This is a genomic window from Clostridium sp. BSD2780061688st1 H5, from assembly GCF_005845155.1.
GTDB lineage: Bacteria > Bacillota > Clostridia > Lachnospirales > Lachnospiraceae > Claveliimonas > Claveliimonas intestinigallinarum.
Window position 1 is genome coordinate 1 of record NZ_SPGT01000039.1, and the last position, 16,016, is coordinate 16,016.

Consider the following 16,016-nt stretch of genomic DNA (forward strand, 5'->3'; position numbering starts at 1 on the left):
GTAGGAGAAAGAAACCAATCCACAGTATCTTAAAATAGCATAGTCTAACCTGTAGAAAAGGTAAAGAATGACTATGATAATACTAATAGTAGGAGAAAGAATCATGAATTTTAACAATAAGCGGACAAGACGGATCATTGCGATCATTATTATGATTGTGATTGTAGCTATGGTGGCTACGTCCATCATACCCTCCATCATAATCTAAAGGGCAGGATGAAACGTAACCAGGAAGGATAGGCGGAAGGCAATGGCATCACGGAGAAGGAGCCTGAGGGAAACAAAGAGAATGACTGCGCGCAGGAAGAAGAGGGCGCGTCTTCTCATCATGGCAGGCGCAGGGCTGATACTGATCGCCCTGCTTGGTGTCTATATACATTTAAGAAATTATGTAAATAGAGTGGATGAGAATGTGATCTGCGACAATGTGTGGATCGGCGCCATGGATGTGTCCGGCATGACCGCGAAGGAGGCCAGCGCCGCTCTGGAGGAGCATATGGAGTCCGACGGCGCGGTGACTGTGACTTTGGAGGCTGACAATGGTTCCGCCCAGGCCGCTTTGAGTGAGCTGGGGCTGTCCGCCGAGGATGTGGATGAGCTGGCCCAGGAAGCGGTAGACTACGGCAAGACAGGAAGCGTATTTTCCCGCTATAGAAAGCAGAAAAATCTGGAAAAAGAAAAATATGTGATCCGGGAGAAATTCAGTCTGGATCAGGAGCAGACAGAGGCTGTCCTGAATGAACGGGCGGTGCCTCTTGTACAGGGCGCAGTGGACGCCTCCATCCAGAAGACCGCCACCTCCTTTGAGATCACTCCGGAGCAGGAAGGGAAGGCTTTGGATGTGGAGGCCACCATCGAGGCGGTCACAGACCACCTCAATGACCAGTGGGAGCACGATGATTTTGCCGTGGAGCTGCAGACAAAAAAGGAGAAGCCAAAGATCACGGAGGAGGATCTGTCCACCATACAGGATGAGCTGGGCAGCTTCTGGACTGACGCCGGGGGCGGAGAGAGATGGCAGAACCTGAAAAACGGTGTAGATAAGCTGAACGGGAAGATCCTGATGCCGGGCGAGACTCTGTCTGTGGGACAGACAACAGGGCCCTTCACGCCGGAGAACGGTTATGTGGAGGCCGGAGCCTACGAGAACGGCCAGGTGGTGTCCGATTACGGCGGCGGCATCTGCCAGGTCTCAACCACCCTCTACAACGCGGTTATTTACGCCGAGCTGGAGGTGGTGGAGCGGTCTCCCCACTCCATGACCGTGGCTTACGTGAAGCCCTCCAGGGACGCGGCGATAGCCGGAGATTATCTGGATTTCAAGTTCAGGAACAGCTATGACACGCCCATCTATATCTATGGGGAGATCAATGACAGCAACCAGCTCCGGTTTATCATTTACGGCAAGGAGACAAGGCCAAAGAACCGGACGGTGGAATACGAGAGCGAGACCATCAGCACAGAGCCCTACGGCACAGTATATAAGGAAAACACCGAGCTGGCGGCGGGAACTACAGAGGTGACAGGAAGCCCGCACGACGGCGTGGAGGCGCAGCTCTGGAAGATCGTGTACGAGGACGGCCAGGAGGTCAGCCGGGAGGTGTTTAACACCAGTCACTATGAAAAGTCGGACCAGGTGATCGAAGTGGGGACTGCGTCGGCCAGCGGGGGTGTGCTGACTGCCCTCCAGAGCGCCATTGCCTCCCAGGACGCAGACAAGGTCAATGCGGCAGTGAGCCAGGCTGCCTCGGCGGGAAGCGAGGAGCAGGCGCCGGATCAGACACAGGAGTAGGCGCAAAGAGAAGGACAAAGGAGAGCGGATTGTGACAGAGACAGCGATCATTTACGGGGAGCAAAGGGATCTGGGGCGGTACGCCCTGGCTCACTGCGTCAATGCCCTGGCGGCCCGGGGGGCGGAAGAGTTCGCCGCAAAGGCGGTGTTCCAGATACCGGCGGACCGGGAGAATACTTTTCTGTATGATTTAAAAAAGAAATGGAAGAAAATGGCAGATACCCTGCCATTTTTTCTGGAGATAAGGGAGACAGAGGGAGGGAAATGCCCGGCCATCTCCCTGCCCTGCGCCCTGGTGACGGCTGAGGGCAGACCGGGCTTTGCTTCCCCGGAGATCCAGGGAAAACCGGCTGCTCCTGAAAGCCGGGAGACTCCCGGGCGCCCGGAGCGCCTGGAGCAGCTGGACATCCTTGTGGCGGGCTATGCGGGCCTGGAGGGGATGCTGCGGATCAGCCAGGAGAAGAGAGAGGTCCTGGTCGGCAGGTTCGCCCCTTCTTTTCTGCGCCTTGTGGAGTCAGCGGAGGATCAGATTTTTGGCCTGGACATAGCCCGGGCGGTCAGAAGAGCCGGCATACCGGTGATCTGTCACGTGGGCCAGGGAGGAATTTTCAAGACTTTGTGGGAGCTGTCCGCCTGGACAGGCCGGGGCCTGGAGGCGGATCTGAAGAAGATCCCTGTCAGGCAGGAGACCATCGAGGTGTGCGAGCTTTTTCACATCAACCCCTACCAGCTCACATCGGCGGGCTGCTTTCTTTTGGCGGCAGCCGACGGTGAGGCGGCAGCGGAGAGGCTTGCCCGGCAGCAGGTGGAGGCCTGTGTCATAGGAAGGCTCAGAGGGGACAACGACAAGATCGTACAGAATGGGGAAGACGTCAGGTTTCTGGATCGTCCTGGGCTGGACGAGATCTGGAAGCTCTGGCAGCAGGAATAAGGAGGGTACGGATGCTGAACATTGTACTGCACGAGCCGGAGATACCGGCCAATACGGGAAATATAGGAAGGACATGCGTGGCCGCCGGGGCGCGGCTTCATCTCATTGAGCCTCTGGGCTTCCGGCTGGATGAAAAGAGCCTGAAGCGTGCGGGGATGGACTACTGGAAGGATCTGGATGTGACCACCTACATCGACTACCGGGATTTTCTGGAGAAAAATCCGGGAGCCAAGATCTACATGGCCACCACAAAGGCGCCCAGGGTCTACACGGATGTCCGCTACGAGCCGGACTGCTATATCATGTTCGGAAAGGAGAGCGCCGGCATACCGGAGGAGATTCTGGTGGAGCATCAGGACACCTGCGTGCGGATTCCCATGATGGGCCAGATCCGGTCTCTCAACCTGGGCAATTCCGTGGCCATCGTTCTCTATGAGGCTCTGCGGCAGAACGGATTTGCAGAGCTGAACAGGGAAGGGCATCTGCACCGCCTGTCCTGGGAAAAATAAAAAGACAGATCAGACATGCGCAGCCGCGCATGGCGTGAGAGTTCCGCAAGCGGGACTCTTTTTTATTTTCCTGGATTGCAGGAAACGGGCTGTATAAAATCAAAATCAGAGGGAGAAAGTAAAGGAATAGAGCGAAAAAATATGAGATACGCGAAAACAGAAATAATTGTAAGATTATAAAACAAATTGTATGATCATAAATGGTTTTAAAAGAAAAAATACAAAAAATAATAGACATGCCGCACAAATCATATTATAATTTGAACTACAAGATAGCAAAAAAAGGAAAAGAGAGGTGGTGAATAGATGGTAGAAGAGACCATTCAGACCATAAAGCAGGCCGAAAAAGAGGCCGGAGAGATCGTGGCGCAGGCGGATGCCCGCTGTGAGCAGATCCTTTCCCAGGCATCCGATGAGGCAAAGAAAATGCAGGAAAAGATCACGCAGGATGCAAAAACCGAGGCTGCGGCTGTCATGGACTCTGCTGCTGAGGAAGGGAAACAAATGGCGGAAAAGGCGGCTGCGGAGACGGAGGAGATGATCCGGGCTCTGCGAGAGGAAGCGGAAAAAGAGAAGGAGGCCGCCGTGTCAGATGTCATCGATCATCTGATCTGAGACGCTTCCTGGAAAATGAAAGAAAAGGAGGGATGTGTCTATGGCAGTACTGCAGATGCAGAGAGTCAGTATCTGCGCGCTGAAGAAGGACCGGAAGGCCATCCTTGAACGGCTCCAGTCCCTGGGACTTATGGAGGTCAGCCAGCTGGCGGAGGACGATGACGTCTTCCAGCGGATGGACACCACCAGCCCAAGGCTGAGCTTTGAGAAGAAGGCCCACACTGCGGATCAGGCCCTGGACGTGCTGGAGCAGTACGTTCCCCGGAAGAAGTCCCTGTTCGCCAGCCTTGAGGGGAAAAAGCTGGTGGATGAGAAGCGGTTCCGACAGGCGGCCGGAGACAGGGAAGAAATCATGGATGTGGCGGCGGATATCCTTCGGGACAGCAGACAGATCGCGGAGAAGAAGGCTGCCATCCTCAAGGACGAGAACCAGATTGAGAGCCTGAGCCCCTGGCTGGCTCTGGGCGTGCCCATGAACTTTGAGGGGACAGAGCACACAGCCATGCTGATAGGCACTATGGCCGCCGGCACCACACTGGAGGACGTGTACGCGGTCCTGGCAGAGCAGCTCCCCCAGACAGAGGAGCTGGATGTGGAGATCGTCTCCTCCGGGACGGAGGGCGTGTACCTGGCTGTGCTCTGCATGAGAGAGAACGCGGAGGCAGTGGAGGAAGCGCTCCGCCAGGGAGGATTTGCAAGGCCCTCTCAGATTGTACCGGAGGATCCGGCGGTCCGGACAGAGGAGCTGAAAGCAGATATTGGAAAGCTGAACAGGGAAATAGAAGAGAAGGAAGAGGAGATAAAGGCCCGTGCCGAAAGGCGGGAGGAGCTGGAGTACATTTCAGATTACTACCGCATCCGGGCGGAGAAATACCAGGTGCTGGGAACACTGCCCCAGTCAGGGCGCACCTTTCTCATCAGCGGGTACGTGCCGGCAAAGGCGGTGCCTGCCCTGCGGAAGGCGATAGAAGAGAAATACGACTGCGTCATGGATGTGGAGGAGCCGGGGGAGGACGAGGAGCCGCCCACCATCCTGCACAACAACGCCTTCTCCTCCAGTGTGGAGGGAGTGCTGGAGTCCTACGGGCTGCCCCATAAGGGGGAGTTTGACCCAACCACTATCATGTCGTTTTTTTATGTGTTCTTCTTCGGAATGATGCTCTCCGACGCAGCCTACGGCGCTATCGTGGCCATCGTGTGCTTTGTGGTGCTCAGGAAATTCCCCAGAATGAGCGCGGGGATGCACAAATCGCTGAAGCTGTTCATGTTCTGCGGCATCTCTACTATCGTGTGGGGCGTTCTGTTCGGAGGCTATTTCGGGGACGTGGTGGACGTGGTTTCCAGCGTGTTTTTCGGCAAAGAGGTGAGCATACCGCCGCTGTGGTTCGCGCCGCTTAACGACCCCATGAAGCTGTTGGTCTACTCCATGCTGTTTGGGACGATCCACCTGTTTGTGGGACTTGGGATCAAGGGCTACATGGAGCTTAAGGACAAACAGTATCTGGACTTTTTCTGCGACGTGGTGCTCTGGTACGTATTTCTGATGGGGCTTATCCTGATGCTGCTTCCGTCGGAGATCTTCCGCTCCATCTCGCAGATGGACATCGTCTTCCCGCCGGCCCTTAACACGCTGGCAAAGGTGCTGGCTGTCGCGGGGGCTGTGGGACTTCTCCTGATGTCAGGACGGGCCAACAAAAACCCGGTGCTCAGGCTGGCCCTGGGAGCCTACGACATTTACAACATCACCGGCTGGCTCAGCGACGTTTTGTCCTACTCCCGGCTTCTGGCTCTGGGACTGGCTACAGGCGTCATCGCCTCCGTTGTCAACATGATGGGGAGCATGCTGGGAAAGAGCGTTTTCGGAGTGCTGGTGTTCATCGCTGTATTCATCGTGGGACACGCCATGAACATGGCCATCAACCTGCTGGGAGCATACGTACACACGAACCGTCTCCAGTTTGTGGAGTTTTTCGGAAAGTTTTATGAAGGGGGAGGGAAGCCCTTTGAACCCTTTGAGAATGATACAAAATATGTAGATATTAAGGAGGAAACGATATCATGAGTATATGGGAGAATTTAGGACTGGTATATGGACTTCTCGGAGCGGCAGTGGCCGTGTTTCTCGCAGGCGCGGGATCAGCTCTCGGCGTCGGCATCGCAGGACAGGCGGCGGCAGGGGTCGTGACAGAGGACCCCAGCAAATTTGCCAAGGTTCTGGTACTCCAGCTTCTGCCCGGTACACAGGGAATTTACGGACTGCTGGTAGGCTTTGTCACACTTTCCAAGATCGGCCTTCTGGGCGGCGGCGGACTGGAGCTGGATCCCCAGACAGGGCTTCTCATCCTGGCGGCCTGCCTGCCGGTAGGCATCGTGGGACTGATCTCAGGAAAATCCCAGGGGGAGGCTGCCGCGGCGTCCATTGGCATCGTTGCGAAAAAACCGGAGCAGTTCGGTAAGGCCATGCTGTTCCCGGCCATGGTTGAGACCTACGCGATCCTTTCTCTTCTGATTTCCGTCATCGCCGTGACCATGATCCAGGTATAGGAACGCAGACAGGTGACAGGGAAAAATCAGAAAAAGGAGTGCGAAGGCTATGACTGGATTAGAGAAAATGAAAAGCCGTATCCTGGAAGAAGCCCGGTCCTCCGCTGAGGTGAAGATACAGGATGCGAACAGACAGGCCCGGGAGCTTCTGGACGAGAGGAAGAGGCAGGCGGAGGGATCTGCCGCGGCCATCCTCGAAAAGGCCCGGGCAGATGCGGAGGGCCTGAAGGAGAAGGCGCTGTCGGCATCGGATCTGGAGAGGCGAACCAGGCTTCTTGGCGCCAGGCAGGAGATGATAGCGGAGGTGCTAAAGGAGGCTTACCGGAAAATAAAGGACATGGATACGGCAGCGTATTTTGAGTTGATAGAGAGGCTGCTGGATCATTACGTACTCCCCCAGGTGGGAGAGATCCATTTTTCACCTGCGGACGCACAGCGCATGCCGGACGGATTTGAGGAAAAGATACAGAAGGCGGCCGAGGCAAAGGGAGGCTCCCTTTCTCTGGCAGAGGGGGATCCTCTTGTACCCGACGGGTTCGTGCTGGTGTACGGCGGGATCGAAGAGAACTGTACCTTTAAAGCCATCTTTGAGACAAGGCGGGATGAGATGAGCGACCGGGTTCAGAAGAGATTGTTTTCCCGGGACAGGGCGTGAGGAGGAACCTAGATGAGTGAAAAGTATACCTACGCGGTTGCCCGCATAAGAGCCCTTGAGGTCTCTCTCTTCTCCAACGCGGTCATCGACCAGCTCATCGCCTGCCAGAGCTATGAGCAGTGCCTGCAGTTCCTGGCGGAGCGGGGCTGGGGTGACACAGACACCTCCGGGGACGCAGAGACGATGCTGAAGCGGGAGGAGGAGAAGATCTGGCAGACCGTGGGTGAGCTGTCCATTGACAGGAAAAAGTTCGACGTTCTCTTCTGCCAGAAGCTGTTCCACAATCTGAAGGCAGCAGTCAAGGCGGCCTGTACAGAGGAGCCTCCCGGAGACATTTTCTACGAGGACACGGCAGTTTCCGGTCAGGAGATGCTGGAGATCATACATGAGAAGGATTTCGGGCGGCTTCCCGCAAATATGAGCCAGGCGGCCCGGCAGGCCTGTGAGGCGCTGCTTCACGCGGGGGACGGACAGCTCTGCGACATCATCATAGACAGGGCGGCCCTGGACGCCATTTACAAGGCGGGAATGGAGTCGGAGGACGAGATCATCCGGGACTATGCCAGATCCGTGGTGGCGGTGGCGGACATCAAGATCGCCGTGCGGGCGCAGAAAACCGCAAAATCCATAGAATTTATGAAGCAGGCCATGGCGGAGTGCGGAAGCCTCAGCGTGGACCAGCTTGCAAAGGCGGCCCTCTCGGGACCGGAGGCCATACGGGACTATCTCCTTGGCACCGAGTACGCGGGAGGGGCACAGGCTCTCGCAGAGTCCATGTCCGCCTTTGAGCGCTGGTGTGACAACCGCATCATCCAGACCATCAGCCCGCAGAAATATAAAGCATTTACCATAGGCCCGGTGGTGGCGTATGTACTTGCAAGACAAAACGAGATCAAGACAGTGCGGATCATCCTCTCCGGCAAGCGAAGTCAGCTGCCGGAACAGGCAATCCGGGAAAGGGTAAGGGAAATGTATGTATAAGATAGCAGTGATGGGCGATTATGACAGCATTTACGGCTTTGCTGCCCTGGGACTTGACACATTTCCCGTCACATTCCAGGAGGCAGGGGAGAGGCTCCACCAGCTTGCCGCAGAGGGGTATGGGATCATCTATATCACGGAGAAGCTGGCGGCCCAGCTGAAGCACGACATAGCCCGGTACGAGGGGCAGATCATCCCGGCGGTCATAGAGATCCCGGGGGTGTCCGGAAATACGGGCAGCGGTGTCAGAGGAGTGAAGAAATCGGTGGAACAGGCCGTTGGGTCCGATATCCTGTTCAGTAACTAAGAAAGTTGAGGTGATACGTCCATTATGAGTACAGGTACGATCAAAAAAGTAGCGGGACCGCTGGTCATTGCGTCCGGAATGAGGGATGCCAACATGTCCGACGTGGTGCGCGTCAGCAGGCAGCGCCTGATAGGCGAGATCATAGAGATGCACGGAGACGAGGCGTCCATCCAGGTGTACGAGGAGACATCCGGACTGGGACCCGGCGAGCCGGTGGAGTCCACGGGGGCTCCCATGTCGGTGGAGCTTGGGCCCGGGCTCATCTCCAGCATTTATGACGGCATCCAGCGCCCTCTTGACGAGATCATGAAGATCTCAGGAAACAACCTGCAAAGAGGCGTGGAGGTGGCGGCTCTGAACAGAGAGAAAAAATGGGACTTTGTCCCCGTGGCCAGGGCCGGAGACGAGGTGGAGGCCGGAGATGTACTGGGCACCGTGCAGGAGACACAGGTGGTGCAGCAGAAGATCATGGTTCCCTATGGGATAAAAGGAACCGTGAAGGAGATCCGCGCAGGAGAATTCACGGTGGAGGAGACAGTGGCGGTTATTGCCACCGAGGACGGGTACAAGGAGCTGACCATGGTGCAGAAGTGGCCCGTGAGACGGGGACGGCCCTATGTGAAAAAGCTGCCCCTGGATGTGCCTCTTGTGACAGGCCAGAGGGTCATTGACACCTTCTTCCCCATCGCCAGGGGCGGTGTGGCGGCTGTGCCGGGACCCTTCGGAAGCGGCAAGACCGTGATCCAGCACCAGCTGGCAAAATGGGCCGAGGCGGATATCGTGGTCTATATCGGATGCGGTGAGCGGGGCAATGAGATGACGGACGTTCTGAATGAATTCCCGGAGCTGAAGGATCCCAAGACAGGACGCTCCCTGATGGAGAGGACGGTTCTTATCGCCAACACCTCGGATATGCCCTTCGCAGCCCGTGAGGCGTCTATTTATACAGGAATTACGATTGCGGAGTATTTCCGCGACATGGGATACTCAGTGGCCCTGATGGCGGACTCCACATCCCGGTGGGCGGAGGCTCTCCGTGAGATGTCGGGGCGTCTGGAGGAGATGCCCGGCGAGGAGGGATACCCGGCTTACCTGGGCTCCCGTCTGGCGGAGTTCTACGAGAGGGCAGGCCATGTAGTCTCCCTCGGAAAAGAGGGAAGAGAGGGCTCCCTGTCTGTGATCGGAGCCGTGTCTCCCCCGGGAGGCGACACCTCGGAGCCTGTGTCCCAGGCAACCCTGCGTATCGTGAAGGTGTTCTGGGGACTGGACTCCAATCTGGCCTACAAGCGACATTTCCCGGCCATCAACTGGCTTACCAGCTACTCCCTCTATCTGGACAACGTGAGCGGCTGGTTCAATGAGAAGGTGGCTCCTGACTGGATGGAGGACCGCCAGAAGATGATGAGCCTTCTGCAGGACGAGGCGGAGCTGGAGGAGATCGTGCAGATGGTAGGCATGGACGCCCTGTCTCCGGCTGACCGGCTGAAGATGGAGGCTGCCAGGTCTATCCGCGAGGACTTTCTGCACCAAAACTCCTTCCACGACGTGGACACCTACACGCCTCTGCGGAAGCAGTACCTGATGATGAACCTGGTGCTGGCCTTCTACGAGAAGTCTATGGACGCTCTGAACAAGGGGGCTTCCATGAACGCTCTCCTGACGATGGCAGTGCGTGAGAAGATCGGACGCTACAAATACACAGTGACAGACCAGATCGAGTCTGAGTATGAGAGTATTATGAGCGAGCTCGACGCGGAGATCGCGGATACATTCGGGAAGGAGGACTTCTAATTATGCCAAAAGAATACAGAACCATACAGGAAGTTGCCGGCCCGCTGATGATGGTAAAAGGCGTGGAGGGAGTCACCTACGACGAGCTCGGCGAGATTGAACTGATGAGCGGCGAGAAGCGCCGCTGCAAGGTGCTGGAGGTGGACGGCGACAAGGTGGTCGTACAGCTCTATGAAAATGCCGCCGGCATCAACTTAAGCAACAGTAAGGTGCGCTTCCTTGGAAGGAGCCTGGAGCTGGGCGTGTCCGGGGATATGCTGGGCCGCGTGTTTGACGGCCTAGGGCGCCCCGCGGATGGAGGCCCGGAAATCCTTCCGGAGGAGAGGAGGGACATCAACGGTCTGCCTATGAACCCGGCAGCCAGAGTCTACCCCTCCGAGTTTATCCAGACAGGTATCTCGGCCATCGACGGACTGAACACCCTTGTCCGGGGGCAGAAGCTGCCTATCTTCTCCTGCTCCGGCCTGCCCCACTCTCAGCTGGCGGCACAGATCGCAAGGCAGGCAAAGGTGCGGGGAACCGACGAGAAATTCGCCGTTGTATTCGCAGCCATGGGCATCACCTTTGAGGAGTCCAATTTCTTCGTGGAGTCTTTCAAGGAGACGGGAGCCATCGACAGGACGGTGCTCTTTATCAATCTGGCCAATGACCCGGCCGTGGAGCGTATCTCCACGCCCCGTATGGCCCTGACGGCGGCAGAGTACCTTGCCTTTGAAAAAGACATGCATGTCCTTGTCATTCTGACGGACATCACAAACTATGCGGACGCTCTCCGTGAGATCTCCGCAGCCAAGAAGGAAGTCCCGGGACGCCGCGGCTATCCCGGATATATGTATACGGACCTGGCGCAGATGTATGAGCGCGCGGGGCGGCAGAGAGGGAAGAAGGGAAGCATCACCATGATCCCCATTCTGACCATGCCGGAGGACGACAAGACTCATCCCATCCCGGACCTGACCGGATACATCACAGAGGGGCAGGTCATCCTGAGCCGTGACCTCTACCGCAAGGGCATCCAGCCCCCCATCGACGTGCTGCCGTCCCTGTCCCGTCTGAAGGATAAGGGGATCGGCGAGGGCAAGACCAGGGCGGACCACTCCAACACTATGAACCAGCTCTTCGCGGCCTACTCAAGAGGAAAGGACGCCAAGGAGCTGATGACCATCCTGGGCGAGGCGGCCCTGACAGAGATCGATCTGATCTACGCAAAATTTGCCGACGAGTTCGAGAAGCAGTACGTGTCCCAGGGCTACCACACGGACCGGTCCATCGAGGAGACGCTGGAGATCGGCTGGAAGCTTCTGTCCATCCTGCCCAGGTCCGAGCTGAAACGTATCGACGACAAGTATCTGGATCTGTACTATGGGAAACAGTAAGCCGTGCGCAGATTGGTGGAAATAGCCGCGCAGGCTTGCCTGCGGACGGATATTTCCGAAAATCTGCATAGGGCGTGCGCAGACAGTAAGGAGGAAAGCATATGGCATCTACACAGATCACTCCTACCCGCATGGAGCTTACAAAAACGAAAAAGAAACTTGTCACAGCTCGGAGGGGGCACAAGCTCCTCAAGGATAAGCGTGATGAGCTGATGCGGCAGTTCCTGGATCTTGCCAGGGAGAACATGGCCCTCCGCCAGAAGGTGGAGGCTGGGATACTGGCTGCCAACAAGAATTTTGTCATCGCCAGAGCGGGCATGGACGAGGCCACGCTCCACACGGCGCTGATGGCGCCGAAGCAGCAGGTGAGCCTGGAGGTGGGAAAGAAGAATGTCATGAGCGTCAACATTCCGGTGTTTGACACAAAGACCCGGACAGCAGACGCCAACGATATCTACTCCTACGGCTTTGCCTTTACATCCAGCGACCTGGACGGAGCGGTGAAATCTCTTGCGGACATCCTGCCGGATATGCTCCGGCTTGCGGAGGTGGAGAAGGCCTGCCAGCTGATGGCTGCCGAGATTGAGAAGACCCGACGCCGTGTAAACGCGCTGGAGCATGTGATCATCCCTCAGGCGCAGGAGACCATCAAATATATCACCATGAAGCTGGATGAGAACGAGAGAAGCTCCCAGATCCGGCTCATGAAGGTAAAGGATATGATGCTTGAGGAGGCCCATCACTACAGCGAGCGGGCATAGGAATATATAATGACATAAAGTGTTGACAGAGAAGCAAAAGAGAGATAATATAAGAATATAGCGAAAGCTATTATGATTTAAAAAGTGTTCCATAGGAAAAACTCCCCGGAAGTGTCGGTTCCGGGGAGTTTTTATGTAGTTGGGCTAGTTGTCTGGTTTGTTTCGGTCTAACCACTTGCTGATGAGATGGATGATCAGACCAGCCGTGACCGAACACACTATATTTAAAAAGTGCTCCATAGGATCACCTCCTTTCTGTCGGAGGTTCCGGACAACATAATAAGTATACGATAAAAGCGACATAAACGAAATGAAAAGTATTGACAGAAACAAAAAAGGGATATATTATAAGGATATAGCGAGAGCTATAAAGGTTTAAAAATAGTCCACAGAGAAAACTCCCCGGAAATTGGCCTTCCGGGGAGTTTTTATGTAGCTGGGCTAGTTGTCTGGTTTGTTTCGGTCTAACCACTTGCTGATGAGATGTACGATCAGACCAGCCATGACCGAAAGGATTAGGTTTGTAAAATAATCCACAGATACCACCTCCTCTCTGTCGGAGGTCCCGGACAACATAATTACAATAGCATAAATGACATAATAAAACAATATATGTAAATAAAATGTAACAAAATAAGAAGGCTCGCATATGCTGTACGTAGAAAGAACTTTTCAGCTGGGAGTGTGTTGCGCATGGAACGGAAGCTACCTTACTATATGGCCTATCCGACACCCCTCTTATATGACGATGAGCGGATAGAGAGACGGGATCTGGATTATATGAAGAGCATGTATCCTGACACGGCGAAGCGGGCGCTGCCCTATGTGGAGGACGAATGTGACCGCATGGAATACGAGGGCAGCATGCTCTACGATGAGTACCCGGATAAGTTGCAGCTCGGCCTGATGTGCAGGCGGATATACGAGAAGATGGAGAAAGAAGAGGAGGAGCCGGGTGAGTGGCTGCGGGATCTGATCCAGGTCATGCTGTACCAGGAGGTCTGCAAGAGGCGCTGCGACCACAGAAAGTACAAACGGAAATTTTATTGACAGCCAGAGAGGACAGGAGAGCATCAGAGACGCTGAGTCTGTGAGCCCTCCTGTTTTTTTGATCTGGAAGCGTGTGCAAAAGCCAGGGGCGGCGGTGACCGGGGGCCCTCCGGCGGCATATAATAACCATATAGCGCAGAGACAGACGAACCGTGGACAAATGCGCCGAAAGCGTGCTATAATGTGCGAAAAGAAATGTGGAACCGCAGTGCGGGGGAGACGCACTGGATAAGGGGAGACGTACAAAGAGAGAAGGAGAGGAGTATGGATAATATTATTTTCATCGGAATGCCGGCGGCCGGGAAGAGCACCATAGGAGTTGTGGCGGCGAAGAGGCTGGGCTACAGCTTTCTGGACGTGGATCTTCTCATACAGGAGAAGGAGAAGAAGCTCCTGCATGAGATCATTGAGGAGCGCGGAACGGAAGGGTTCCTGGAGGTGGAGGATCGGATCAACGCCCAGGTGGAGGCGGAGCACTGCATCATCTCGCCGGGCGGGAGCGTGGTCTACTGCAAAAACGCCATGGAGCACTACAAGAGGATCGGAAAAGTGGTGTACCTTCAGGTGTCCTATGAGACCATTAAAGACAGGATCGGGGATCCCCATGAGAGAGGAGTTGCCCTGCGGGACGGCCAGACGCTCCGGGAGCTGTACGAGGAGCGCAGAGTCCTGTTTGAAAAGTATGCGGATATTACAATTTGCGAAGATGGGTTGACATTGGAAGAAACTATTGGTAAAGTTTTAAACGTTTTAGAAAAATAATACAGGCCATACACATCCATTATATGGTAAAATGTTACAGAAATTTTACGCACTTGTAAAAAATGTTTTACAAGCACACTATATGTGATATAATGGTGAAGGCGGATTTTGCGTTGAAACAAGGAAAATGTCCCGGATAAGGATATGACTCCCATGAATTTTGGCGCGGGATCAAGAAATAATAAGAGTATAATCAGATTAGAAGATCTGGACATATATAGCTGGAATACGGAAACATCAGAAAAATTAGGAAATATCAAGAAAATCGGGCTTCGCCGGCGAGGGCGGAGAATGAGAGTATGATCGAGGTGCAGTATGGAACAATATATTATTAAAGGCGGCAATCCGCTTGTCGGTGAAGTGGAGATAGGCGGAGCAAAGAATGCGGCTCTTGCTATTCTTGCGGCTGCAATTATGAGCGATGAAACTGTAATGATCGATAATCTTCCGGATGTAAATGACATCAATGTACTTCTGGACGCCATTGCGGGGATCGGCGCGATGGTGCACAGAGTGGACCGGCACACAGTGAAGATCAACGGAAAAGGCGTGACAAGCGTTGATATCGAGTACGACTATATCAAGAAGATCCGGGCGTCCTACTATCTGCTGGGAGCTCTGCTCGGGAAATACAGGCATGCTGAGGTAGCCCTCCCCGGAGGCTGCAATATCGGCAGCCGTCCCATTGACCAGCATCTCAAGGGCTTCAGGGCTCTGGGAGCGGACGTGGAGATCGAGCACGGCAAGATCATTGCCGAGGCATCAAGGCTGGTAGGAAAGCACATCTATTTTGACGTGGTCAGCGTGGGAGCCACCATTAACGTGATGATGGCGGCAGCCATGGCAGAGGGACTGACGATCCTGGAGAACGTGGCCAAGGAGCCCCACGTTGTGGATGTGGCCAACTTCCTCAACAGCATGGGAGCTAACATCAGGGGAGCCGGGACAGACGTCATCAGGATCAGAGGCGTTCAGAGACTGCACCGGACAGAGTACTCTGTCATTCCGGACCAGATTGAGGCGGGGACATTTATGTTCGCGGCAGCGGCTACCCAGGGAGACGTGACGGTGATGAACGTAATTCCCAAGCATCTGGAGGCCACCACGGCCAAACTGCTGGAGATAGGATGCGAGGTGGAGGAGTTTGACGACGCCGTGCGGGTAGTCTCCAAGGGCAGACTGAAATGTACCCATGTGAAGACCCTTCCCTATCCGGGATTCCCAACAGATATGCAGCCCCAGATCGGCGTGACCCTGGCTCTGTGCGAGGGGACAAGTATCATCACGGAGAGCATTTTTGAGAACAGGTTTAAATACCTGGATGAGCTGGCACGGATGGGAGCCAATGTGAAGATCGAGGGCAATTCCGCCACCATCGAGGGCGTGGAGAAATTCTCCGGCGCCAGGGTGAGCGCACCGGACCTGAGAGCGGGGGCAGCCCTGTGCATCGCGGGACTGGCCGCAGAAGGGATTACCATTGTGGACGACATCGTCTACATTCAGAGAGGCTACGAGCGCTTTGAGGAGAAGCTGCGGAGCCTGGGCGCAGTCATTGAGAAGGTGTCCACGGAGAAGGAGATCCGAAAGTTCATGCTGAAGGTCAGCTAAAAAGTGCTTGACTTCTGACGGAAAAGAATGTAAAGTAGCTATTGTATCTTACGGGATATAAAAACAGTAAATAAAGAAAATTTCTCTTATTCAGAGCAGTGGAGGTACAAAGGACCTGTGAAGCTGCGGCAACCCCGGCGACGGAAGGTGCCAACCTGAGCGAGCGATCGAACAATAAGAGGATTTGTTGGGTGTATAACAGTCCGCTTATTCCTGATAAGCGGACTTCTTTTTTGCCCTATGCGCAGGATATGAACAGCAATTTGGTGATATGTCAAGAGGTGATAAAAAAAGATTTCAATGAAAACAGATAAAAAAGGGTACAACAAATAGG

General features: G+C 54.9%; 15 protein-coding genes and 1 riboswitch. All 15 genes read left to right on the forward strand.

Annotation, left to right across the window (positions count from 1 at the left end; all coding sequences use genetic code 11):
- Positions 1–289 precede the first annotated feature (289 nt).
- The 15 genes from FGQ86_RS15315 (at position 290) to FGQ86_RS15385 (ending at position 15,682) form a co-directional block, all read left to right on the forward strand.
- Positions 290–1,792: a VanW family protein gene (locus tag FGQ86_RS15315; RefSeq protein WP_033125934.1), complete on the forward strand. Its 1,503-nt coding sequence runs from the start codon at positions 290–292 to the stop codon at positions 1,790–1,792.
- A 31-nt stretch (positions 1,793–1,823) separates the two neighbouring features.
- The gene (locus FGQ86_RS15320; RefSeq protein ID WP_138305005.1) at positions 1,824–2,723 is read left to right on the forward strand and encodes an AIR synthase-related protein; all 900 of its coding nucleotides are present in this window, start codon (positions 1,824–1,826) and stop codon (positions 2,721–2,723) included.
- An 11-nt stretch (positions 2,724–2,734) separates the two neighbouring features.
- Entirely contained in the window at positions 2,735–3,232 is a 498-nt protein-coding gene (locus FGQ86_RS15325) for a tRNA (cytidine(34)-2'-O)-methyltransferase (RefSeq protein WP_033125936.1), read from the forward strand.
- A gap of 306 nt (positions 3,233–3,538) precedes the next feature.
- Entirely contained in the window at positions 3,539–3,847 is a 309-nt protein-coding gene (locus FGQ86_RS15330; protein ID WP_033125937.1) for a hypothetical protein, read from the forward strand.
- Positions 3,848–3,887: 40 nt separating this feature from the next.
- The gene (locus tag FGQ86_RS15335; protein ID WP_033125938.1) at positions 3,888–5,909 is read left to right on the forward strand and encodes a V-type ATP synthase subunit I; all 2,022 of its coding nucleotides are present in this window, start codon (positions 3,888–3,890) and stop codon (positions 5,907–5,909) included.
- On the forward strand, positions 5,906–6,391 hold the full coding sequence (locus tag FGQ86_RS15340) for a V-type ATP synthase subunit K (protein ID WP_033125939.1): 486 nt from the start codon (positions 5,906–5,908) through the stop codon (positions 6,389–6,391). Before FGQ86_RS15335 ends, FGQ86_RS15340 begins: the two co-directional genes overlap by 4 nt.
- A gap of 49 nt (positions 6,392–6,440) precedes the next feature.
- The gene (locus tag FGQ86_RS15345) at positions 6,441–7,046 is read left to right on the forward strand and encodes a V-type ATP synthase subunit E family protein (protein ID WP_033125940.1); all 606 of its coding nucleotides are present in this window, start codon (positions 6,441–6,443) and stop codon (positions 7,044–7,046) included.
- Positions 7,047–7,058: 12 nt separating this feature from the next.
- Positions 7,059–8,027, forward strand: coding sequence for a V-type ATPase subunit (locus FGQ86_RS15350; RefSeq protein WP_138305007.1), 969 nt, complete (start codon positions 7,059–7,061; stop codon positions 8,025–8,027).
- Positions 8,020–8,334, forward strand: coding sequence for a V-type ATP synthase subunit F (locus FGQ86_RS15355; protein ID WP_033125942.1), 315 nt, complete (start codon positions 8,020–8,022; stop codon positions 8,332–8,334). Before FGQ86_RS15350 ends, FGQ86_RS15355 begins: the two co-directional genes overlap by 8 nt.
- 24 nt (positions 8,335–8,358) lie before the next feature.
- Positions 8,359–10,125, forward strand: coding sequence for a V-type ATP synthase subunit A (locus FGQ86_RS15360; RefSeq protein ID WP_138305009.1), 1,767 nt, complete (start codon positions 8,359–8,361; stop codon positions 10,123–10,125).
- A 2-nt stretch (positions 10,126–10,127) separates the two neighbouring features.
- Positions 10,128–11,501 carry a V-type ATP synthase subunit B gene (locus FGQ86_RS15365; RefSeq protein ID WP_033125944.1) on the forward strand — a complete coding sequence of 458 codons (1,374 nt, stop codon included), beginning with the start codon at positions 10,128–10,130 and terminating at the stop codon, positions 11,499–11,501.
- 101 nt (positions 11,502–11,602) lie between these two features.
- The gene (locus FGQ86_RS15370; RefSeq protein ID WP_033125945.1) at positions 11,603–12,262 is read left to right on the forward strand and encodes a V-type ATP synthase subunit D; all 660 of its coding nucleotides are present in this window, start codon (positions 11,603–11,605) and stop codon (positions 12,260–12,262) included.
- Positions 12,263–12,955: 693 nt separating this feature from the next.
- A complete protein-coding gene (locus tag FGQ86_RS15375; protein WP_033125946.1) occupies positions 12,956–13,312 on the forward strand; it encodes a hypothetical protein in 357 nt (118 codons plus the stop codon).
- Between the two features lie 264 nt (positions 13,313–13,576).
- Positions 13,577–14,074: a shikimate kinase gene (locus FGQ86_RS15380; protein ID WP_033125947.1), complete on the forward strand. Its 498-nt coding sequence runs from the start codon at positions 13,577–13,579 to the stop codon at positions 14,072–14,074.
- 315 nt (positions 14,075–14,389) lie between these two features.
- Positions 14,390–15,682 (forward strand): UDP-N-acetylglucosamine 1-carboxyvinyltransferase, encoded by a 1,293-nt coding sequence (locus tag FGQ86_RS15385; protein ID WP_033125948.1) that lies wholly within the window; start codon positions 14,390–14,392, stop codon positions 15,680–15,682.
- A gap of 83 nt (positions 15,683–15,765) precedes the next feature.
- Positions 15,766–15,863: riboswitch (SAM riboswitch) on the forward strand.
- Positions 15,864–16,016 lie beyond the last annotated feature (153 nt).